This is a genomic window from Paraburkholderia sp. EG286A, from assembly GCF_040965375.1.
Classification (GTDB): Bacteria; Pseudomonadota; Gammaproteobacteria; order Burkholderiales; family Burkholderiaceae; genus Paraburkholderia.
In genome coordinates, this window is record NZ_JBFRCB010000008.1 from 57,645 (window position 1) to 77,516 (window position 19,872).

The 19,872-nt window shown below is 66.4% G+C and carries 18 protein-coding genes and 2 pseudogenes; 5 read left to right on the forward strand and 15 right to left on the reverse strand.

Annotated elements, in window-relative coordinates:
- Positions 1-41: 41 nt before the first annotated feature.
- A complete protein-coding gene (locus AB4Y35_RS32210) occupies positions 42-1,628 on the forward strand; it encodes a Na+/H+ antiporter (protein WP_368707598.1) in 1,587 nt (528 codons plus the stop codon).
- Positions 1,629-1,646: 18 nt separating this feature from the next.
- Here AB4Y35_RS32210 and AB4Y35_RS32215 read toward each other — a convergent pair whose 3' ends face one another.
- From AB4Y35_RS32215 to AB4Y35_RS32235, 5 genes are all read right to left on the reverse strand, one after another.
- A complete protein-coding gene (locus tag AB4Y35_RS32215; protein WP_368707599.1) occupies positions 1,647-3,131 on the reverse strand; it encodes an MmgE/PrpD family protein in 1,485 nt (494 codons plus the stop codon).
- 44 nt (positions 3,132-3,175) lie between these two features.
- Complete coding sequence (locus AB4Y35_RS32220; RefSeq protein WP_368707600.1) at positions 3,176-4,543, reverse strand: short-chain fatty acid transporter; 1,368 nt, start codon at positions 4,541-4,543, stop codon at positions 3,176-3,178.
- A 77-nt stretch (positions 4,544-4,620) separates the two neighbouring features.
- The gene (locus AB4Y35_RS32225; RefSeq protein WP_368707601.1) at positions 4,621-5,496 is read right to left on the reverse strand and encodes an amidohydrolase; all 876 of its coding nucleotides are present in this window, start codon (positions 5,494-5,496) and stop codon (positions 4,621-4,623) included.
- 65 nt (positions 5,497-5,561) lie between these two features.
- Entirely contained in the window at positions 5,562-6,764 is a 1,203-nt protein-coding gene (locus tag AB4Y35_RS32230) for a CaiB/BaiF CoA transferase family protein (protein WP_368707602.1), read from the reverse strand.
- The gene (locus tag AB4Y35_RS32235; RefSeq protein ID WP_368707603.1) at positions 6,761-7,654 is read right to left on the reverse strand and encodes a CoA ester lyase; all 894 of its coding nucleotides are present in this window, start codon (positions 7,652-7,654) and stop codon (positions 6,761-6,763) included. The genes AB4Y35_RS32230 and AB4Y35_RS32235 overlap by 4 nt, the downstream gene beginning before the upstream one ends.
- Positions 7,655-7,758: 104 nt before the next feature.
- Between AB4Y35_RS32235 and AB4Y35_RS32240 the strand changes: the two genes are divergently transcribed.
- On the forward strand, positions 7,759-8,631 hold the full coding sequence (locus tag AB4Y35_RS32240) for a LysR family transcriptional regulator (RefSeq protein ID WP_368707604.1): 873 nt from the start codon (positions 7,759-7,761) through the stop codon (positions 8,629-8,631).
- Positions 8,632-8,659: 28 nt separating this feature from the next.
- Here the strand turns inward: AB4Y35_RS32240 and AB4Y35_RS32245 are convergent, their stop codons facing one another.
- A complete protein-coding gene (locus AB4Y35_RS32245; protein WP_368707605.1) occupies positions 8,660-9,562 on the reverse strand; it encodes a LysR substrate-binding domain-containing protein in 903 nt (300 codons plus the stop codon).
- Between the two features lie 151 nt (positions 9,563-9,713).
- On the opposite strand from AB4Y35_RS32245, the gene AB4Y35_RS32250 reads away from it, so the two are divergent.
- Together AB4Y35_RS32250 and AB4Y35_RS32255 are read left to right on the forward strand one after the other, a co-directional pair.
- Positions 9,714-10,997, forward strand: a complete 1,284-nt coding sequence (locus tag AB4Y35_RS32250) for an MFS transporter (RefSeq protein ID WP_368707809.1) — start codon at positions 9,714-9,716, stop codon at positions 10,995-10,997.
- A gap of 102 nt (positions 10,998-11,099) precedes the next feature.
- The gene (locus tag AB4Y35_RS32255; RefSeq protein ID WP_368707606.1) at positions 11,100-12,080 is read left to right on the forward strand and encodes an amidohydrolase family protein; all 981 of its coding nucleotides are present in this window, start codon (positions 11,100-11,102) and stop codon (positions 12,078-12,080) included.
- Positions 12,081-12,137: 57 nt separating this feature from the next.
- Here AB4Y35_RS32255 and hmpA read toward each other — a convergent pair.
- The 9 genes and pseudogenes from hmpA to AB4Y35_RS32300 all read right to left on the reverse strand — a co-directional run bounded on the left by hmpA (position 12,138) and on the right by AB4Y35_RS32300 (position 18,696).
- Positions 12,138-13,350 (reverse strand): annotated as a pseudogene (gene hmpA, locus AB4Y35_RS32260) (NO-inducible flavohemoprotein).
- Between the two features lie 91 nt (positions 13,351-13,441).
- Positions 13,442-13,594 (reverse strand): annotated as a pseudogene (locus AB4Y35_RS32265) (GntR family transcriptional regulator); the annotation flags it as partial.
- 146 nt (positions 13,595-13,740) lie between these two features.
- A complete protein-coding gene (locus tag AB4Y35_RS32270; protein ID WP_368707607.1) occupies positions 13,741-13,956 on the reverse strand; it encodes a YXWGXW repeat-containing protein in 216 nt (71 codons plus the stop codon).
- A gap of 121 nt (positions 13,957-14,077) precedes the next feature.
- Complete coding sequence (locus AB4Y35_RS32275; protein WP_368707810.1) at positions 14,078-15,235, reverse strand: DUF1501 domain-containing protein; 1,158 nt, start codon at positions 15,233-15,235, stop codon at positions 14,078-14,080.
- Positions 15,232-16,683 (reverse strand): DUF1800 family protein, encoded by a 1,452-nt coding sequence (locus AB4Y35_RS32280; protein WP_368707608.1) that lies wholly within the window; start codon positions 16,681-16,683, stop codon positions 15,232-15,234. Before AB4Y35_RS32280 ends, AB4Y35_RS32275 begins: the two co-directional genes overlap by 4 nt.
- 87 nt (positions 16,684-16,770) lie before the next feature.
- Positions 16,771-17,295, reverse strand: coding sequence for a periplasmic heavy metal sensor (locus AB4Y35_RS32285; RefSeq protein ID WP_368707609.1), 525 nt, complete (start codon positions 17,293-17,295; stop codon positions 16,771-16,773).
- Positions 17,292-17,747 (reverse strand): hypothetical protein, encoded by a 456-nt coding sequence (locus tag AB4Y35_RS32290; RefSeq protein ID WP_368707610.1) that lies wholly within the window; start codon positions 17,745-17,747, stop codon positions 17,292-17,294. Before AB4Y35_RS32290 ends, AB4Y35_RS32285 begins: the two co-directional genes overlap by 4 nt.
- Positions 17,744-18,409 (reverse strand): RNA polymerase sigma factor, encoded by a 666-nt coding sequence (locus AB4Y35_RS32295; RefSeq protein ID WP_368707611.1) that lies wholly within the window; start codon positions 18,407-18,409, stop codon positions 17,744-17,746. The genes AB4Y35_RS32290 and AB4Y35_RS32295 overlap by 4 nt, the downstream gene beginning before the upstream one ends.
- Positions 18,410-18,435: 26 nt before the next feature.
- Positions 18,436-18,696: a hypothetical protein gene (locus tag AB4Y35_RS32300; protein ID WP_342923156.1), complete on the reverse strand. Its 261-nt coding sequence runs from the start codon at positions 18,694-18,696 to the stop codon at positions 18,436-18,438.
- A gap of 471 nt (positions 18,697-19,167) precedes the next feature.
- Here AB4Y35_RS32300 and phaP point away from each other — a divergent pair, with 471 nt between their 5' ends.
- Entirely contained in the window at positions 19,168-19,743 is a 576-nt protein-coding gene (phaP, locus tag AB4Y35_RS32305) for a TIGR01841 family phasin (protein WP_368707612.1), read from the forward strand.
- The last annotated feature ends 129 nt before the right edge of the window (positions 19,744-19,872 follow it).

A 19,872-nucleotide genomic window follows, 5' to 3' on the forward strand; every position in this document is an offset into this window, starting at 1 on the left:
CTCCTCCGCTCACCGTACCTGGGTAAAAACAAGGAAGCCTCATGTCGGCTGTGTCGGCGTTCAAGCTCGTGCTCCTTTCGCTCATCGCCATCATCGCGCTCGAGTTGCTCGCCAAACGCCTGCGCCTGCCGCCCGCTGCCGCGCTGCTGGTCGGCGGCGCCGCCATGGCCTTCGCGCCCGGCCTGCCGCCGGTCGTGATCGACCCGGACCTCGTCCTCATCGTGTTTCTGCCGCCCTTGCTGATGGACGGCGCCTACTTCTTCGTCTGGTCCGACTTCAAGCGTCACCTCGCGCCCATCCTGCTCTTCGCCATCGGCGCGGTGGCTTTCACGACGTGGGCCGTTGGCGTGGTCGCGCACTGGGCCGTTCCATCGCTGCCGTGGGCCGCATGTTTCGCGCTGGGCGCGGTGGTGTCGCCGCCCGACGCGGTCGCCGCGAAAGCCGTGCTCGAACGGCTCGCGTTGCCGCGCCGCCTGATGGTGCTGCTCGAAGGCGAGAGCCTGCTCAACGACGCCGCCGGTCTCGTGCTGTTTCGCTTCGCCGTCGCGGCGGCATTGACGGGCGTATTCAGCGAGCCGAATGCGGCGCTCAGTTTCGTCGGGCTCGCGCTGGGCGGCATCGTGGTCGGCGCTGTCGTCGGCTATGTCGTGGTGTGCCTGCTGCGTCAGCTCGAAGGCGAGTATCTGATCATCACCGCCTCCGTGCTGGCAGGCTGGATCGCCTATATCGCGGGGGACATGCTGGGCGTTTCGAGTGTGATCGCCACGGTCACGTGCGGCATGCAGCTAGGCTGGCATCAGCACGAAATCTTTTCGGCCACGGTGCGCAGCCGCGGCACGGCGTTCTGGCAGGTCATGGTCTTCGTGCTCGAGGCGCTGGTGTTCGTGCTGATCGGCCTCTCGCTGCGTGGCGTCATGCTGCGCCTCGGCGGGACGGGCAATGCGGTCGCGCTGCTCGGTCCGGCTGCGATGGCCGTGGTGCTCGCCGTTGTCGTGTCGCGCTGCGTGTGGACGTATGGCATCGAGATCGTGAGGACCGCGCTGCACCGGATCATGCCGCGCCGCGTGAGCGCGCCGGACTTTCGCGGCGCAACCGTGGTGAGCTGGGCCGGCATGCGCGGCGTGGTCACGCTGGCCATTGCGCTTGCGCTGCCCGAAGCGATGCCGGGCCGCGACCTCATCCTCTTCGCAGCGTTTGCCGTCATTCTCTTCACGGTGCTGCTGCAAGGCACGACTATCGGGCCGCTCATCAAGCTGATCAGGCCTGCGGACGATATGGAAGGGGAGGAACCCTACCTCAACGAGCCGCAGGCATGGGCGCGCCTCGAAGCCGCCCAGCTGGCGGCGATCACGCCGCTCGTCCACGGGCCGGACGGCAGCGTGATCCACCCGCGGCTGCTGGAGCAGTACACGTATCGTGCGAACCTGACGCGCAATTATGCGAACGCCGAGAGCTATCCGCAGGGGATGCGCACCTCGCACTACGACGTCGTGCTGGCCGCCGTTGAGGCCGGACGCGCGGAGCTGTTGAAGATGCACCGCGCAGGACTCATCCACGACGAACTGCTGCGCGTGCTCGAACGCGATCTCGATCTGGAGGAGCTTTCGGCGCGGCACGGCAGGGGTTGATGCTTTCCCCCGCGTTCTTCAGGCGTGCACGACGAGTGGCGCGAACAAGCGCGAGAGGTCGCGCTGCTGGTCGAGACTCCAGAGAAACCCAAGCGCATCGTCGGCGCGCGCCTTGCCGATCGCAGGCGCCGCGTTCTTGCGGAACTTCACCTCGAAGTCGCCGCGCTGCATCGGCCGCGTGGCGAAGCCTGGAATGTCGTCCACGCGCTTCGACACGGTTTGTCCGTCCGCGAGCGTGGCGCTCACGATGGTCGCGTAATACTTCGGATAGAGCCGGGTCAGTTCGGAGTCGTCTACGACCTTGATCTTCTGCATGAACGCGCGGATTTTCGGGTCATGGAGCGCTTCGGGGCGATAGCTCGCCAGGCTGATATCGCCGTCGAACATGGCGCGCGCGGTCACGTACGGCAGGCTGTGATCGGCGGTCTCGCTCGTTTCGGGGGCCCATTTCTGCGGGTCCATGCCCGCCGAGAAGTAGCCTTCGTGCGAGGTGCGAATCTCCATGCTGACGATACGGTCGAGGTCGCCCACCTGCTTCGCCACGTCGATGCCGGCGGCAATGGCCGTCTGCGTGAGCGCCTGCGCCGGGTAGAACTTCACGGCACAGTCATTGATGCGAAACGGCCGGCCTTTGCCGCCGAAGCTCGCCGTGTCGATGCTGAATGGTCCGGACACCTGCTTGAACAGCCCCGCATTGCCCTCGAAGATCGGCGCGGGGCCCGTGAGTCCGTCGCGCGCGAGGGCGGCCGAGAACACGGCGTTGCGTGCGGCGTCGGCATCGGCGAGACCCTTCCAGTTCGACATGGTCTGCACGCGCGTCTGGTTCAGCGCGAGGTGGCCGTTGAGCGCGAGGTTGACCGCCTCGGCCAGTTGCCGCTCGTCGAGCTTCATGAGCTTGCCCGCCGCGAGCGCGGCTGCGGGCAGGCTGAAGATGGGGTGATCCCAGCCGCGCGAACTGATCGAGGCGGCGTCCATGAGGCGGCAATCGATTTCGTAGGCAAGGGCGATGGCGACGATCAGGTCGCGGCCATTCGCACCTTCGGCCTCGCCCTGCGCGAGACACGCTGCGATGTTGTCGCTCGGGTGGCCGATTTCCTTGCCCGCGTAGACGTCGTTGAGGTCGTAGTAGCGGATGGCCGCGCCGTTCGCGAAGGTCGCGAGGTCGGGCGACGTGCGCCGCTGCGTGCCGAGCACGGTTGCGCCCCGGCCGTCGCCGCTCGCGTAGTTGAGCGCGACCTGGCGCGCGATGCCCACGGGTTTCTCGCCGAGCGCGGCGATGCCGCAGCCCAGCGCGTCGGCAGTGTGGGTCTTGACCGCTTCGATCGTGCCGGCGTCGAGGTCGTCGTAGTTCAGTGCGGCGGCGTAAGCCGCAAGCCGCTGCGCGATGGTGGCCGATGCCGATGCGGACGCGACCTTCTGCGCGCGCGCCGCGCCGATGCCGCCGAATGTACCCGCGCTCGCGGCGAGCGCCGTGAGCGACGCCATGAATGCACGCCGTTGCATGCGGTGTCTCCTCGATCTTCGTTGGTTTTAGGGAAGAATGCCGATCAAACGAGCAGCAGCAGCGCCGCGCCGAATACCACGGTGCCGAGCAGGAACGTCATGACCGTGAAGCCCAGCACGCGCTGCACGCCGATGCCGGCCATCGCGACCACGGGCGCGGCCCAGAACGGCTGCATCATGTTCGAGACCTGCTCGCCCATGGCGACGGCCATGGTGGTCGCGGGCATCGACGCGTGCAGCGCGATCGCGGCGGGCACGACGAACGGCCCCTGCACGGCCCAGTGGCCGCCGCCGCTCGGAATGAAGAACGTGACGATGAGCGAGCACACATAGCTCCAGAACGGCAGCGTGTGCGTGTTCGAGATCGCGATGAAGAAGTGCGAGATCACGTTGGGCAGGCCCGTGGCGTCCATCATGCCCATCACGCCGCCGTAGAGCGGGTATTGCAGCATCATCGAGCCGGTTTGTTTGGCGGCGTTCTTGACCGCGTCCGCGTAAGCGAGCGGATAGCCGTGCAGAATCACGCCCGCGATGAACATCACGAAGATCACGGCGTTCACGCCCGAAAACGCTTCGATATGCTCGATGTGCGCGAGCACGAGGAACGTCACGCCCACGAGGCCGATGAACGCGCTGCCGATCCACGAGTATTCGAGCCACTTCGCGAAGCTCAGCTTGCCTTCGGGGCGTTTGCGCGGTTCCGGGTCGGGGTTCTTCTCGATGTCGAGCACGACGGCGTCTTCATCGCGCGGCTTGAGAAGCGCGAGCACGATGGGCGTGGCGATCAGCATCACGATCACGGGGACGAGGTTGAACGCCGTGAACACGGTGTCGTTGAACGGCAGCACTTCGCCCGTGAGCTTTTGCACGACGTTCATCGCGCTGCCCGGCGTAGATTGCGCGAGCGCGATAGAGCTGGAAATGCCGCTCGCCCACACCACCCAGCCCGAAAAGCCCGCCGCGACGATCCACGCGAAGTCCACGCGCATGCGCTTGGCCACTTCGCGCGCGAGCAGCGCGCTCACCACGAGACCCAGGCCCCAGTTGAAGAACGAGGCCACGGCCACGAGCACGAAGGTGAGCGCCGCGGCCTGCACCGGCGTGCGGGCGATGCCCACGAGCGCCTTGAACACGCGCTGCACGGGCGCGGCGTGCGCGAATGCGTGGCCCGTGACGAGCACGAGTGTGATCTGGAAGGCGAACGTGAGGATATTGAAGAAGCCCTTGTACCACCCGACCACGAGCGTGTTGAGCGTCGCATGCGGGGCGAACATCGCCGAGAGCGCGGCCACGACCGCGGTGATGAGAATCGCGAGCACGAACGGGTCGGGAATGGTGCGCTCGAACAGGCTGATCGTCGCGTCGGTAAAGCGTGTCTTGCATACGGGTGCGGCGGTGGCGGTGGACTTCACGTATCGTCTCCTGGTGCTGAATGTGGCCGCGCGTACCTGGCGCGCGGCTGTTTGTATGGGGGCGCCGTGGCGCTAGTTCATCGGGCGAAGCCGTAGAGTTCGGCGGGGTTGTCGACGAGAATCCGCTTGCGTGCCGCTTCGTCTTCGACCCATCTGCCGAGCAGATCGAAGATCGCGGCGGTGTCGGGCTTGTGCGTCTCCGTCACGTGCGGCCAGTCGCTGCCCCACACCGTGCGCTCCGGCAGCAGTGCGGCCCATGCGCGCGCGGTCTCGGCGAGGTCGGCGTAACCGCCCGCGAGGCCCACCTGCGAATCGAGGTAGGCGCCCGAGAGCTTGACCCACACGCGCCCCGCGGCGGCGAGGCGGCGCACCACGCCAAACGCGGGATGCGAGGTGCCCGCGGGCAAGGGCAAGCGCGCGAGATGGTCGAACACCATCTTGCAGGGCAGGCGAGTGAGCAAGGCCTCGTGCTCGACGATCTGGTCGGCGGTCCAGTGCAGTTGCACATGCCAGCCGAGTTCCGCTATACGCCGCGCAAGCGGCTCGACCATGTCGAAGGTGACGACCGCCTGATGCGGCGTGTACAACGTGAAGCGGATGCCGCGTATGCCGCCGCGATCGAGCATGGCGAGTTCGGCGTCGCTGACCTCGGGGCGCAGGACGGCTACGCCGCGGGCGTTGTCGATGCCCAGCTGGCGGATCGCGTCGAGCGTCACGCAGTTATCGGTGCCGTACGGGCGCGGCGTGACGATCACGGTGCGCTGCGTGCTCGTGCGTTCCTGCACGCGTCGATAGTCCTCGACCGTCGCGCGATCGACGAGATGCGCGCCATTGCCAGGCGAGGCCGCGAAGCGGCGATCGTAGATGTGGATGTGCGAATCGCACGCGAAGGCAGGCGCCGCTATGCGCGCCCTGGGGGCGTCGAGGGTATGGACATGCTGCTCACGGTCCATCGCGTTGTCTCCTTGTTTGCCGCGCGCCGCCAGGCATGGATGCGCGCGAATGCCGCTTTGTGTGTTCAGAGCACGGCGTGCTCGTTTCTCAATCGTTCGATATCGGCATCGCTCCAGCCGGCTTCGCGCAGCACCGCATCGGAATGCTCGCCGAAGGCGGGCGCCGCGATCGGGTCCGGTGCCGGCGTCGCGCCGAAGCGAATCGGCTCGCGAAAGCCGCGATACGCGCCCACGCCGGGATAGTCGTAACGCGTGACCATCTCCTCGGCGAGCACCTGGGGATCGTCGAACATGTCTTCGACCGTACGCGCTGCCGCGCAGGGCACCGCCTCGCCGAAGTGCGCTTCCCATTCGGGCGCGCTGCGCGCCTGCAACGCGGCGTGCAGTTGCGGCACGATCTCGTCGCGATGCTCGGCACGTTTGCGCACCGAATCGTAACGCGCGTTCTGCGCGAGTGCAGCGAGCCCGGTTTTTTCGCAGAGTGCCTGCCAGAAATGCGGCGTGTTCGCGGAGATGTAGAGCCAGCCTTCGCGCGTGGGATGAATGCCGGTGATGCCGCCCGAGCGCATGTCGCGGCCCACGTCCTTCGGTTCGTCGTCGGCCCAGATCATGCGCGCCGATTGCATGGTGAGCGCGCTGCGCAGCAGCGAAACGCCCACGTACTGGCCCGCACCGCTGCGCTCGCGCTCGAACAGCGCGGAGGATACGCCCGCTGCGACGAGCGCGGCCGCGTAGTAGTCGACCACCGAGCCATAGAGAATCTCGGGCGGGCCATCGCTCTTGCCCTGCAGCGCGCACATGCCCGTCATGGTTTGCAGCACCTGGTCGTAGCCGGCCTTGTCCTTGTTCGGACCCTGGTCGCCGTAGCCGGTGACCGCGCAGTAGACGAGCCGCGGGTTCACCTCGCGCAACTGTTCCCAGGCAATGCCAAGGCGTGCCGGCACGCAGGGCCGGAAGTTGTGCACGAGCACGTCGGCCTGTTCGACGAGGCGCAGCAGCACCTCCTGCGCGCACGGTCGCTTCAGGTCGAGCACGAGGCCGCGCTTGCCGCGGTTGACGCCGAGAAAGGCGCGGCTTTCGGCCTGCAGCGTCGACGGATACTTGCGCAGGTTGTCACCCGTGGGCGGCTCGATCTTGATGACGTCGGCGCCCTGATCGGCGAGCAGCGTGCAGCCATACGGGCCCGCGATATAGGCGCTCAGGTCGAGCACGCGCACGCCCGCGAGCGGGCCGCGCGGCGCCGCATTCGTTTCGGGAAGCCGGCTCATTGGCGCACCTCGCTCGATGTTGCGGACGCAACCAGTCCAAGCCGTTCGGCGCTTTGCACGAGCGCGCGGGCGCGCTCGACGAAAGGCGCGTCGATCATCTTGCCGTCGACGACATAAGCGCCTACGCCGTCGCGTTCGGCGTTGCGCGCCGCTTCCACCACGCGCAGCGCGTGGGCGATTTCTTCGTCGGAAGGGCGGAACACGTCGTTGGCGAGCGCGATCTGGCTCGGGTGGATGCAGCTCTTGCCGAGAAAGCCTAGCGAACGGGCCAGTTCGGCTTCGGCGCGAAATCCTTCTGCATCCTTGATATTGGCGAAAGCCGAGTCGTACGCGAACACGCCCGCTTCACCCGCGGCGAGCCGCAGGCTGAACATGGCTTGCTGAATGGCCGCCGGGTCGCGCCGGGCGATGCCGAGCGGCTCGAACAGGTCGCCAAGACCCAGTTGCAGCCCTGCCACGCGGGCATGCGCGGCGGCGAGCGTCGCCGCTTCGCGCAGCGCGCGCGGCGACTCGACGTTGAGCAGCAGCTTCACGGGGCGGCTTACGCCGTTGGCGCGCTCCGCGCGCTCGATCGCGGCAGCGGCGGCGCGCACGTCGTCGGCGGATTCGGGCTTGGGCAGATTCACGTAATCGAGGCCCGGTTGAACCACGGCGGCGATATCGTCGGCGAACCACGGCGTGTCGAGCGCGTTCACGCGCACGATCAGCACCTTGCCGCGTTCGCGCACGGCGTGCGACACCAGCAGCGTGCGCAGTGCCTCACGCGCTTCGGGTTTACGCGTAGGGGCAACCGAGTCTTCCAGGTCGAACGACAACGCGTCCGCGGCGCTGCCCAGCGCCTTTTCGAACAGCTCCGGGCGCGATGCCGGCACGAACAACTTGCTTCTCATCTCCATGCTTTCCGTATAGATCACCACTGAAGGGCAGTCTACGATCGGCAACGATTTAGATAAACTATGCGAACCTATCTTTAAACCATAGAGAAGCTACGTTTATGGACACCGGGTTCCTGAGCAACCTGCTGCTCGTCGTGGAGAGCGGCTCGATGGCGGAGGCCGCGCGGCGCGTGGGCGTGACGCCCGCCGCGATTGCGCAGCAAATCCAGGCGCTGGAGCGCGAACTGGGCGTGGCGCTCGTCATGCGCGCGGGCCGCACGGTCATTCCCACGGAGGCGGGCCAGCGCGTGGTGGAGCGCGCCCGCTCGCTCGTGCGCGGTTTCGATGAGCTGAAAGCGCTCGCGCAGGAGCAGGAAATGGGCGGCGAGCTGCGCGTGGGGACCATCACGTCGGCGCTGCTGAGCGTGCTGCCCGACGTGCTGGCGCGCTTCGCCGTAGCGTTCCCGCAGGTCAAGCTGCTGATACGCGCGGGCACGTCGATGGAACTCTTCGAAGCCCTGCAGCGCGGCGAGGTGGACGTGGCGATTTGCCTGCATCCCGCCTTCGCGCTGCCGAAGTCGTACGACTGGCATCTGCTGCGCGAGGAGCCCATCGTCGTGCTCGCGCCGGCAAAATTCGCGCGCGCCGATCCGCACGACCTGCTGCGCCGCGAGCCGTTCATCCGTTACGACCGTGCGCTGGGCGGCGGCAAGCAGGCCGACCAGTATTTGCGCCGCGCGAAGATCGCACCGCGCGAGCTGTTCGAGCTGAACTCGCTGATGGCGATCGCGTTGATGGTGGACCGCGGCCTTGGCGTCTCGCTCGTGCCCGATATCGGCACGCCGCTTACGAAGGGCTTGCGGCTCGCGCGCCTGCCGCTGGCCGAGGCAACCGAGCCGCGCCGCTTCGGCATTCTGTGGTCGCGTGCTTCCGCGCGCAGCCGCCTGATTCGGGGGATGATCGAATGCTCCGGCGAGGCGCTGCGCAAGTGAGGGCGGGGTGATACAGGCGGTCGTGCGCTCAAACGGCTGCCGGCTTGCCGATGCGCCTGTACCAAAGTTCGATGAACGACTCCGCGGCGGGCGAAAGCGAATGCTCGGCCCGCCGGATCAGATTGACGTCGCGCGTCACGACGGGTGCTTCGAGCTTGCGCGCGACGAGATCGCGGTGCGGAAACGCGCCGAGCAGCATGCCCGGAAAGATCGCGATGCCGAGCCCCGCCTGGGTCATCGAAAGCCCCGTTGTCATATAGGACACCTCATATTCAACAGCCTTGCGCTCGCCTAACGCGAAGAGCGTCTCGTCGATCAGGCCGCGTATGCCGCTGCCCGGCTTCACGCCGATCCACGGGTAGCCGAGCGCATCGGCCCATGTGACGCGGCGCTTTTTCGCGAGCGGCGAGTCCTTGCGGCAGATCGCGCAGAGCCGGTCGCGCGCGAGACATTGCAGCGTAATGCCTTCGGGTTTGTCGCTGATCGTGCCGATGCTGAACTCCACGTCGCCGGTGAGCGTGGAGGCCGTGAGCCGGTCGGGCGCGGCGTCGTCGATCGACACTTCGATATTCGGATACAGCGCGCGATATTCGGCCACGAGCCGTGGCACGATGGCCGCCGCGATGGACGGCGTGGCGGCGAACCGCAACTGCCCGCGCTCGCGCCCGGCCAGCTCCTTGACGCTCGACTGGATCGACTCGAGGTCGCGCAGCATGCGCTCGACGGTGGGCAGGATTTCGCGGGCCGCCACCGTGGGCCGCAGCGAGCGCGACGTGCGGTCGAACAGGCGCATGCCGAGCGCTTCCTCCATCTGCCGGATCAGCACGCTCACGGCGGGCTGCGTGATGAACATCTCGTCGGCGGCGCGCGTGAGCACGCCGAAGCGGCAGACGAGCGCGAACGCGCGCAGTTGCTTGATGGTCGGTTGCATAAAGTAACTTTATGGAGCCATTGAATTTGTTCGATTGTCTTCATGACTATAGTGCCTTACATTGCATTGCGGCAGATTCGGGTGAAACCGATAACGATCCAATACAAGCAGGCCCGCCGAGAGCCGGCCGCAGGAGACAGTCGTGAGAGCAATGGATACGCGCATTCGCTGGCGCGGCGCCGTGGCGTCGACGCTCGGAAACGTGCTGGAGTGGTACGACTTCGTCGTATTCGGGTTTCTCTCTATCATCATCGCGAAGCAGTTCTTTCCTGGCGACAGCGAATACGCGGCGCTCATGCTGACCACGGCCACGTTCGGCGCGGGCTTCGTGGTGCGCCCGCTCGGCGGCGTGCTGCTCGGCATGTACGCCGACCGCAAGGGCCGCAAGGCGGGCCTCACGCTCGTCATCGCCTTGATGACGCTGGCGGCCGCGATGGTCGCCTTTACGCCGGGTTTTCAGCAGATCGGACTCGTTGCACCCGCAATCGTCCTGTGCGCCCGCCTGCTGCAGGGTATTTCGGCGGGCGGCGAGTTCGGCACGGCCACGGCCATGCTGATCGAGTACGCGCCCAAAGGGCGGCGCAATCTCTACGGCAGCTGGCAGATGTTCGCCCAGGCGCTGGGTGCGCTGCTGGCCGTGGCGATGGGCAGCGCGCTCACGCACCTGTTCACGCCGCACGCACTCGAATCGTGGGCGTGGCGCATTCCCTTCCTCTTTGGTCTGCTCATTGGCCCGGTGGGCTTCTATATCCGCCGCAGTCTGCCCGAGACCGAAGCGTTCGAGCAGATCGACAAGCGCGTGAAGGCGCCGTTCAGCCGCGTGGTGTCGCAATACCCGCGCGAGCTTTTCGTAGCGACGGCGCTGAGCGCCGCGCTCAATGTCATGGCGTATGTGATCATCACCTACCTGCCGATCTATTCGGTGCAGAACCTGCACATGCCGGTCACGCTGCCCTTCACTGTGCTGCTCGCCAGCGTGCTGCTGCGCGTGGTCACGATTCCGCTGTTCGGCCACATGGCGGACCGTGTGGGCGGCAACCGCATGATCTGCGGCTCGCTCATCGTATTTCTCGTCGTGCTGTATCCGGCCTACTACTGGATCGTGAGCGCGCCCTCCATCGTGTCGATCATGACGGTGGAGCTGCTGTTTGCGCTGCTGATCGGCGCTTCGAACAGTCCGATTCCCACGGCGCTCGCCGCGCTCTTTCCCACCGAAGTGCGCTCCACGGGCCTGGCGATTTCGTACAACATCGGCGCGGCGATTTTCGGCGGGTTCTCGCCGTTCGTGCTGACGTGGCTGCTGCATACCACGGGCAACAACATGGCGCCAGCGCACTTCTGCGCGGTGTTCTTCGCGCTGGGTCTCGTTGGCGCGTTCATGCTCAAGCGTGACGCACCGCATTTGAACGACCTTTCCGCGCCTTCGTCCATCTGAGCGGAGCGGCGCAACCCCTGCACGCCGGCGCTTCACTCCACACGATAAGGATGACGAAGTGTCGGCTATTCCATCGGCAAATCTCGAACAGGAGACATCAGCATGCCCGTCATCGACGTCCATACCCATATCTTCACGCACAAGTGGCTCGAACTGCTCAAGCAGCGCGGCGGCGCCTACAACATTCAAACGCGGCCCGATGGGCAACAGGAAGTGTTCCGCGGCAACACGCCGGTGGTGATTCCGCAGAAGGGCCATTTCGATTTCGACCTGCGCATCGAGCACATGAACGAAGCGGGCATCGACGTCTCGGTCGTTTCGCTGACGTGCCCGAACGTATTCTGGGGCGACGAGGAAACGAGCTGCCAGGCCGCGCGCGAGACCAATGACACGATTGCCGAGGGTCAGGCCGCACACCCCGAGCGTATCCGCTGGTTCGCTTCGCTGCCGTGGGAGTATCCGGCGCGTGCGGTGCAGGAACTGGAGCGCGCCTGCGCCAACGGCGCGAGCGGCGTGATGGTGCTCGCCAACGTGGCGGGCCGCAGCCTCACGGACCCGATGTTCGCGCCGATCTGGGCCGAGATCGACCGGCGTTCGCTGCCGGTGCTCGTGCATCCCACCGATCCGCCGGGCGCCGAACAAATGGACATGACGAAGTTCGACCTGAGCTGGTCGGTGGGCTTCATGTTCGATACGACGCTCGCCATCACGCGCATGATCTTCGAAGGCTTCTTCGACCAGTATCCGAACCTCAAGATCATCGCCTCGCATGCGGGCGGCGCGCTGCCGTATCTCGCGGGCCGCTTCACCAAGGGCGACGACGTGGAAATTCCGCAGCGCCGCCAGATGAAGCGCAAGCCCATCGACTATCTGCGCCACATCTATTACGACTGCATCACGTATAGCCCGGCCTCGCTCGAGTTCCTGATCTCGGTGGTGGGCGCGGACCAGGTCATGTTCGGCACGGACTGGCCGCACCAGGTGCACGACACGCGCGGCGCGTTTGCCAATACCGCGCGGCTGCCGAAAGCACAAAGCGACGCGGTGCGGGGCGGCAACGCGCTGAGAGTGTTCGGATTCTGAGCAATGGAAACGGCAGGCGCGGCGTTGGCGCCGCGCTTGCCTGCATGAACTTCGCGCCTATTCCGCGAAGAGATCCGGGTCCGAAGACCTCGTAGTGAATCCGGGCTTCGTGGACGCCGAGATTCTTGAGCGCATCGTGCTGCATGCGCATGAAGGGAATGGGGCCGCAAATATAGTAGTCGGCGTCGGGTTGCAGGATCGCCTGCTTGATCTGCCCGATGTCGACGAACCCCGCGTAATCGTAGTCGCGGCCTTGCACGTCGCCGGGCAGCGGCTCGTTGTAGAAAATCTCGAGATGGAAGTTGGCGTTCGTGGCCGCGGTCTCGCGCAGACGGTCGCGCATGGCATGCACGCCGCTATTGCGCGCGCCGTGCACGAACACCACTTTGCGGTTCGGATCCTGAAGCGCGCGCTTGAGCATGCTGATCATCGGCGTGAGGCCCACGCCGCCGCTGATGAGCACGATAGGCGTATGCGCGTTCACGTCGATATGGAAGTTGCCGTAAGGCGCGGCCAGCTTCACTTCGTCGCCCACGTTCAGGTGGTCGTGCAGCAGGTTCGAAACATAGCCGGCCGGCTGCGGGCCGCCGGCCTCGCGCTTCACGGAAATGCGGTAGGTCCGGCCGTTGGGCATGTCGGAAAGACTGTATTGGCGGATCTGCTGCAAGCCGAGCGCCGGCACGGTCACGCCGATGCTGATGTACTGGCCAGGTTCGAAGTTCGCGACCGGGCCGCCATCGGCCGGTTCGAGCACGAACGAGGTGATGATGCTGCTTTCGGGCCGCTTCTCGCGCACGACGAACTTGCGCCAGCCGGTCCAGCCGCCCAACTTGTCGCCGGAACCTTCATAGAGTTCGCTTTCCATGCCCATGAGCACGTCGGCGAGATTGCCGTAGGCCTGCGCCCATGCGGAGATGATGTCCTCCGTGGCGGCGTCGCCGAGCACGTCCTTGATCGCGCCTAGCAGATGTTCGCCAACGATAGGGTAGTGCTCGGGCAGCACGCCGAGGCTCGCGTGCTTGTTTGCAATGTTCTTGAGCACGGCCGCGAGGCTCGAGGGGTCTTCGATGTTTTCCGCATACGCATAGACGGCGCGCGCGAGCGCCTGCTGTTGCTGCCCCTGTTCCTGGTGCGCCATGTTGAACACATTCTTCAGTTCAGGGTGGGCCTCGAAGAGCCGCGTGTAAAAACGCTTGATGATGGCGAAACCGTGGTCGGCGAGCACGGGCGCGGTCGCCTTCACGATATCCTTCGTTCGCTGCGTGAGCATTGTCGGTCCTCCTTTCACGAGTGGGGAAGCGCACGTACTCGTTCCAGTCTAGACAAAGACAGCCGCAATCGCAGGCTCCGATGGCAGCGGCTCACTCCTCCTTGTCGTCGGCTGCGGCGGCACCCACGATCATGCGTACGCGTTTGCGAATTTCCGAATCGAGAATCAGTCGCCCGCGCAGCTTGCCTTTCATTCGCTTGACATGCCTGGGCGCCCCGGTCATGTGCTCGACCATCAGCGCGCGCGAGGTGATCGAATGCTGGCGCGTCGGTGTCACGACTCCGTTTGCGGCAAGCTCGAATTCAACGAGGTGCGGCGGCCGATTTGCCCGGTGAATGCAATTTCACCGCCGCAATACGAATACTCAGTATTCCTTCCCAACGTTCCCTGTTAGTACCCCTGCACCCAATGTCCCGGAATCCACACCCACTGGTTGCCTTCCCAGCGGTAATGTCCCTTGGTCCAGGCATAGCCCTGGGCGGGGGCGGGCGGCGGTGTCTCGACGCGGGGCGCCGGCTCCGGCGGGTGGGCCGGCTCCACGATACAGGCGGAAAGCAGGGCGGCGCAGGCGACCAGGGTCACGGGATGCAGTAGTTTTATCTTCATGGCGGGTTTCCTCCACTGACTGAAATTGTTTGGTTATCCGAACGGCTGGCTGGTCTCGTCGCGTGGCGGCATCCGGGTCCACGTAAAGCGGCCCGCTTTCGTGTTCGTCTGTTCTATCCGTTCATGCCCTTATCAAACCCGTAGCCGCATTTTTTGTGCCCGCATCGCCGAATAGCGTCGATGCCGTGCGCTGTGGATCGAGCCCGAGGCTCTCCGCGGCCGCGCCCGCGATCAATGCATCGAGTGAGGCCGTGGGCTTGAGGTCGCGCGACTCGTAGAGATCCGCGCTGCGCAGCCCCGGCCAGTCGGCCCGCACGCGTCCGCCCGCCACGGCGCCGCCCACGAGCATCGCTACCGAAGCCTGCCCGTGGTCGGTGCCGCCCGTGCCGTTCGCTGCGGCCGTGCGGCCGAACTCCGTCGCGACGAGCACCGTGGTCTTGTCCCATGCGGGGCCGAGGCCATCGCGCAGCGCGGCGAGCATCGTGTCGAGCGCTTTCAGCTGATTCGCGAGCCGCGCGTTTTGCGCGCTGTGCGTGTCCCATCCGCCGGTTTCGATCATGGCGATGCGCGGGCCATCGGGGCGAGCGAGGAAGCCCGCCGCAAGCTTGCCGACGCTCGCGGGGTCCTGGCGCGCGCTCGCGTCGCCCGCGAGCCCGCGTGCATTCATTGCCGAAGTCCAGAGCGCGCGCAGCTGCGGATCGGCTTCGTAGAGCGCGGACACGCGCGTGAGCAGATCGTCGGACGCGCTGGGCAGCGCCGAGGGCGCAAACGAACTTACCTGGATCGTGCCGCGCAGCGCGAGCGGCACGGTGGGCGCGAGCGCAATGGCGCTTTCGCGCGAGGCCGGCAGCATGGCGACGAGCCGGTTGAGCCAGCCGTCCTTGACCTGGTAGGGCGCGCGGCCGCCCGTTTCCAGCACGTTCTGACCGTCGAAGTGGGAGCGGTCGCGATACGGCGAAGCGATCGCATGGACGAAGAGCGCCTGCTTCTCGCCATACATCTGCGCCATCTGCACGAGCGACGGATGCAGCGCGAACGTGCCGTCGAGTTTCGTGGCCTTGTCGACGTCGATGGCGAGCGGGCCGCGCAGCGTGGCGTAGGCGGGCTCCGCATAGGGCACGACGATGTTGAGCCCGTCGGCCGCGCCGCGCTGGATCACGAACACGAAGCGGCGCTCGGTTTCGACGCTGGCGAACACGATGCGGGGTGCGACGAGCATCGCACCCGCGCCGGCGGCGGCGACGCGCAGGAAATGGCGGCGGGAAACCATGGCGGTTATCTCCTCAGGAAATCGGGCGAGACGAGCAGCAAGGCGATCGCAGTGGACGCGCTCTCGGCATGCGCGACCGCGCTGGCCGTGGGCGCGCTGAGCGTGGCGCCCATGAGCGTGTTGCCGAGCGTGCGCGGATCGAGCCGGTCGCCCACGCGCGCCGAGAAGCGCTGCGCGACTTCCACGCGGCGCACGAGCGCATCGGGCGCGGCCCAGCTTGCAGCGATGTCGTCGTAGCCGGCGGGCGAGCCCGGCCGCCACACGGGCTGGCCAAGCTGCGTGAGCAGCGGCGCGGCGTTGATGTCGCCCGCTTCGCCGGGTTCGCGCCAGCCGAGACCGCGCATCGACGATACGGTCCACTCCCACGGTGTCTTGAACTTCGCATCGATGGGCGCCCACGCCTGCGGCGCTTCAACGAGCGCGCGGTATACGGTGGGCAGGTCGCCGCCGCTTTGCTCGAAGGCGAGCGCGAGGCGCTCGGTGAGCGCGGGCGGCGGATTGTCGGCGACGAAGTGGCGAGCGAGCTGGAACGCGAGATGGCGGCTCGTGGCGCTCGCGTGCGCGAGGTCGTTGAGGATGGCGAGCGCCTGCTGCTCGCCCGCTTGATCGTAGCGTTTGCCCATCACGGTGCGCGCGCCCGGCTCGTGCAGCGCGGGGCGAAACACGAAGCTGCCGGGCGCGGCATTGCCGGGCTGCGGCCCGCGCACGCCCGCCACGCTCCAGCCCGTGAGCGCGCGGGCGAATTCGGTCACGTCGTCCTGCGTGTAGCCGGTGCGCACGCCGAGCGTGTGCAGCTCCATGATCTCGCGTGCGAGGTTCTCGTTGAGGCCGCGCTTGTGCGCGGGGTCGCGCTGATCGGCGCGCAGCGCGGCGCGGCTGTCGGGCCCCACGGAGCGCGCCTGATCGAGAAAGAGCTGCATGGCGGGGTGCTGCTCGACGGCGACCAGCATGTCCGCGAAATTGCCGAGCACGTGCGGCCGTATCGCTTCCATTTCGAATGCGCCCGCAATGCCCGCAATCAGCGCCTTGTCCACCGATACGGCGAAGTGGTTCGACCAGAAGTGTACGAGGCGCTCGACGAAAGGCGTATCGGTCTGCAAGGCGCTCGTGAGGCGTGCGTTGACCGCGCTGCGGTAGATGCCCACGCTCTCGCGGCGGATCGCCTGGTTGACCGCGCGGCGTGCGGCTTGTTGCGCGTTCTCTTGTGCGTTCGTCTCTGAAGCCGCGCTCGCTGCCGCGCTGCCCGCCATGCCTTGCTGGCGTTCCTCCCCGAAGCGCGCCGCGAGCGCCAGTGCGCCGGGCTCGTTGCGCCATGCGGCGGGCAGTGGTTCGTAGGCCTGGAACTGGCCGAGCAGCCAGCCGCGAGGGTTGGCGGGCGGCGTCTCGTCGGCGCGCGCGCCGAGGCCGAAGCGGTTCATGGCGATCGCGCCGGCGCGGGCATTCGAAAGGCTTTCCATGCGCGGTCCCTTGTGCTCACTGGAGCGTTGCGTATTCCCGTTAAACGCTCGTCGCTCGCGGTATCCGTCGCTGGTCTGCCAGATTTTTTATTGCGCGCCGCTCGCCTCGCTCACGGCTTTCTGGGGTTGCATTTGCGGCTGCTTTTGCGACTGTGCCGGCAGCCGCCACTGGCCGCGCTTTTCGAGCCCTGCGACGAACTTCACGCGTTCTTCGGGCGAGAGCGTGGCCGCGAAATCGACCACGCCGCTTTCGATTTGCGCGCGCAACGCGCTGTCTGCGGTGCGCGTGCGCGTGAGCGCGGCGTCGATGGCGTTGCGGTCGAGTTGCGGCGCGGCGAGCAGGTCGAGCACCTCGCGCCTTCCGTCGCGTCCGTCGCGCGCGTACTGGCGGCCTTCGCGGCGCGAGGACTTGAGCGCCTGGGCGAACTGCTGCTGGCGGTCCGGCGAAAGCTCTTCGGTGGCGAAGCGCAACGCCACGCGCTGCGTCGCTTGCGCCTGCGGCTCGCCGCGTACGGCGAACCAGCGCCACGCACCGCCCGCAATTCCGCCGAGCAGAAAAACGTTCAGGAGGACCGAGCCGACGAGCAGCGTTTTCCATGAGCAGCCGTTCATTCGTCACTCCCTTCGGCGCCGGGGTTGAGGTTCGATTCGCTCCAGTCCGAACCCGTCCCCCCGAAGCTCGTGCTGAGATACGTCTCGTGCGGGGCGGTGGGCGCCGCGCCGCCGAGCACGACGAGCGATATCGTCAGCGCGCCCGCGAGTGCGCCCGCGAGGCCCACGCCCGCGAATGCCGCGCCGGACCACCAGAAGCTGCGGCGCTTCACGGCGGCAACGGGCTTCACCGGTGCGCCCGCAACGATCTGCTCGAAGAGCGCGCGTCCCGGCGGCGCGACCATGTCGCGGGCGAGCCAGCTGTCGAGCGCCATGGCTTCGTCGAGCGCCGCGTTGGCTTCGGCGCGGTGCGCGCGCGCCCATTGGAGCGCCTCTTCGCGTTCGTGCTGCGGCCAGCGCTGCGGGTCGGCGCCATAAGCCGCGACGAGCGTGTGGAATCGTTCGGGTGTCATACGGAGTCCTTACCGGCAGCTTCGCCGGCCAGTTGTGCGCGCAGGGTGCGCCGGGCGCGCGCCAGCAGGCTTTCGAGCGCGTCCACCGAAATATCCATCAGGCTGGCTGCTTCGAGGTTCGAAAGCTCCTGATAGTAAGTGAGCACGAGCGCTTCGCGCTGGCGCACGGGCAGCGCCGCGAGTGCGGCCCGCACGCGTTCGTCGCGCGTGCGTGCTTCGATCTGCTGGTCGGGCGAGCCTGCGGGATCGGGTGCCGGCTCGCTCACGGCGTGCACGTCTTCCACGGCTTCTTCGCGCCGTCCGCGCAAGCGGTCGTAGCACAGGTTGAGCGCCACGCGATGCAGCCACGTGTCGAATTTCGCTTCGCCCGTGCGCCAGGTGGGCGCCTGTTTCCAGATCCGCACGAACGCTTCCTGAGCGACGTCTTCGGCTTCGCTGTGGTCGCCGAGCATGCGTGTGGCGAGTGCGATGAGGCGCGGCAGCTTGCTCGCGACGAGCGCGCGCACGGCAAGCGGATCACGCGCGCCGACACGCGCAACGAGTTCCGCGTCCGGATCGCGTTCGTTCAAGGCCTTCCCGGCCTTGTCGGTCTGCAACGATTGCACCGCAGGCGAACCCGCTGCCGCGCCGTCATAGTCGTTTCCCAGTTCGAAGTCGGGCATTCAGGCCTGATGCCGCTTGAGCGGCATTATGCCCAGTGGCCCGGAATCCATCGCCAGTTCGGGCCGTCCTCGACCCAGTGCCCCGGCACCCAGTTGTACCCCGAGCGGGCTTCCTCCCAGCGGCCCGGTTCCCAGACGTACACGCCCCGGTCCCAGCGCCAGTGGCCGGACTGCCACACATAGCCCTGGCGCGGCGGCGGCGCGGCTTCTTCCCGCGGCGGAGGCGGCGGCGAAGTGGGCGCGACGACCACGGGCGGCGGAGGCGGCTCATTCGGCTCGACGACCATGGGCTGCCGTGGCGGCTCATTCGGCTCGACGACCACGGGCTGTGCGAGCGCGGCCGTTGCGGTGGAGGCGAGCAGAACGGCGGCAAACGACGAACGCAGTGGTTTGCGGGTCATGATTTCTCTCCCTTGATGCAGAGGGGTCAACAGCCCCTATAAGGACTTAAACGGCGCCGCGCGGAAAATCCGTCGCGGACCATTTATTCACCATGCAATTTTCGCGCTCAGCGTCGAATTTACCGGTCTCGAAAGTGGTTGCTTGACAACTGCAATTTCCGAACCCGAAAGACTTACGTTAAGGGTTTCTACCTAATATGAACCGCCACAAAATTGTTAAATTTCTGTCTTAGAATGGACACTCTAGATTGACTGCGGCGATGCAGCATTAGTTTTCAAACATAGGAATACAGCCGCAAGTCAGGCCATCGGGGGTTGGCGCTTTAATTAGTAAGACTAACCAAGGAGTATGAGCTGATGTCCGTTTCCGCACCCGAACAATTCCGCGCGAACTACCAGGCTGGCGTCGCAGCGTTCTTTGCGCTCACGAAGCCCGTTGTCGAGGGCGTGCAGGCCGTGATCGATCTCAACGTCCAGGCGAGCAAGGCTGCCATCGCTGAAAGCGAAGCGACGCTCAAAGGCGCCCTCGAAAGCGGCAATCCCGCCGAGTTCCTGACGCAGCAGATTGGTGCATCGCAGCAAGCCGCCGCCAAGGCCATGTCGTACGGCCGCCATCTCGTCGACATCGCGACGACGACCCAAAACGAGTTGATTCAAGCCGCCCAGACGCAATCGGGCGAAAACGAGCAGCGTTTCAAGGCCTTTTCCGAAGGCCTGACGCAAAACGCGCCCGTGGGCGCGGAGCCCTTCGTCGCGGCCATGAACTCGACCTTCGCCGCCGTCAACAATGCCGCCGAAACGCTGCGCGGCGTGACCCGCCAGGCCATCGAAACGGCCCAGAGCGGTTTCCAGAACGTCGTCGCTTCCGCCCAGGAAGCCGCGCCGGTCGCGGTCCAGCCGGCTGCCGCCAAGGCCAGCCCGGCCAAGGCCTGATTCGCGTTCCTGCCCGCCGGCAATACGCCACCACGTGCCAACACGCGTCTTCGTCGTCAATGAACGACGGGGGCGCGGCGTTTGCCGGCTCAGCTTTCCAGACATCGATTTTTCAGCGCATTTGCAGAG

What these genes read in the sequence shown, in the direction of transcription:
- AB4Y35_RS32280 (WP_368707608.1), bottom strand. Translation starts at nt 16,683, where the DNA reads ATGGAAAGCCTTTCGAATGCCCGCGCCGGCGCGATCGCCATGAACCGC.
- AB4Y35_RS32290 (WP_368707610.1), bottom strand. Translation starts at nt 17,747, where the DNA reads ATGACACCCGAACGATTCCACACGCTCGTCGCGGCTTATGGCGCCGAC.
- AB4Y35_RS32215 (WP_368707599.1), bottom strand. Translation starts at nt 3,131, where the DNA reads ATGCAACGGCGTGCATTCATGGCGTCGCTCACGGCGCTCGCCGCGAGC.
- AB4Y35_RS32250 (WP_368707809.1), top strand. Translation starts at nt 9,714, where the DNA reads ATGGATACGCGCATTCGCTGGCGCGGCGCCGTGGCGTCGACGCTCGGA.
- AB4Y35_RS32285 (WP_368707609.1), bottom strand. Translation starts at nt 17,295, where the DNA reads ATGAACGGCTGCTCATGGAAAACGCTGCTCGTCGGCTCGGTCCTCCTG.
- AB4Y35_RS32210 (WP_368707598.1), top strand. Translation starts at nt 42, where the DNA reads ATGTCGGCTGTGTCGGCGTTCAAGCTCGTGCTCCTTTCGCTCATCGCC.
- AB4Y35_RS32240 (WP_368707604.1), top strand. Translation starts at nt 7,759, where the DNA reads ATGGACACCGGGTTCCTGAGCAACCTGCTGCTCGTCGTGGAGAGCGGC.
- AB4Y35_RS32225 (WP_368707601.1), bottom strand. Translation starts at nt 5,496, where the DNA reads ATGGACCGTGAGCAGCATGTCCATACCCTCGACGCCCCCAGGGCGCGC.
- phaP (WP_368707612.1), top strand. Translation starts at nt 19,168, where the DNA reads ATGTCCGTTTCCGCACCCGAACAATTCCGCGCGAACTACCAGGCTGGC.
- AB4Y35_RS32300 (WP_342923156.1), bottom strand. Translation starts at nt 18,696, where the DNA reads ATGGTCGTCGAGCCGAATGAGCCGCCTCCGCCGCCCGTGGTCGTCGCG.
- AB4Y35_RS32245 (WP_368707605.1), bottom strand. Translation starts at nt 9,562, where the DNA reads ATGCAACCGACCATCAAGCAACTGCGCGCGTTCGCGCTCGTCTGCCGC.
- AB4Y35_RS32235 (WP_368707603.1), bottom strand. Translation starts at nt 7,654, where the DNA reads ATGAGAAGCAAGTTGTTCGTGCCGGCATCGCGCCCGGAGCTGTTCGAA.
- AB4Y35_RS32230 (WP_368707602.1), bottom strand. Translation starts at nt 6,764, where the DNA reads ATGAGCCGGCTTCCCGAAACGAATGCGGCGCCGCGCGGCCCGCTCGCG.
- AB4Y35_RS32295 (WP_368707611.1), bottom strand. Translation starts at nt 18,409, where the DNA reads ATGCCCGACTTCGAACTGGGAAACGACTATGACGGCGCGGCAGCGGGT.
- AB4Y35_RS32255 (WP_368707606.1), top strand. Translation starts at nt 11,100, where the DNA reads ATGCCCGTCATCGACGTCCATACCCATATCTTCACGCACAAGTGGCTC.
- AB4Y35_RS32270 (WP_368707607.1), bottom strand. Translation starts at nt 13,956, where the DNA reads ATGAAGATAAAACTACTGCATCCCGTGACCCTGGTCGCCTGCGCCGCC.